Source organism: Adlercreutzia equolifaciens, from assembly GCF_029076695.1.
Taxonomy (GTDB): Bacteria; Actinomycetota; Coriobacteriia; order Coriobacteriales; family Eggerthellaceae; genus Adlercreutzia; species Adlercreutzia equolifaciens_A.
Map to the genome: position 1 here is coordinate 1 of NZ_JARFIK010000139.1, position 359 is coordinate 359.

Sequence of the window (359 nt, forward strand, 5' to 3'; positions counted from 1 at the left end):
AATAAAATAGGATATATCGCACATAAAGATGGTGAATCTGGAGTATACAATTCCTGAAAATAGACTTGATTTTTAAATATTACAAGCGTAAGATTTAAGGAACAAAAAAATTAGAAGAAAGGAATCGGTGGAAGTGGTTATGTTGTTAAAAAGGATGCAACCGTATTGGAGGAATATTTTGAAAAATAAAAAAATTTTTACGGGGAATTATTACATATGTAAGAAAATTGCGATGATATTGATAGTTCTTATTGTTTTTACAGGGTGCGGACAAAATCGAATTACGGAAAAAGAAGAAAAGAAAGAAACCGTAGAATCTGAAATGAATGCAGAAGTAAAAAAACAGCGCAAACTTTTCG

The 359-nt window shown here is 30.1% G+C and carries 1 protein-coding gene; it reads left to right on the forward strand.

Annotated elements, in window-relative coordinates; translation table 11 throughout:
- Positions 1-127: 127 nt before the first annotated feature.
- The coding region (locus PZH32_RS11810; RefSeq protein WP_275208448.1) for a hypothetical protein at positions 128-359 on the forward strand (232 nt) is incomplete at its 3' end.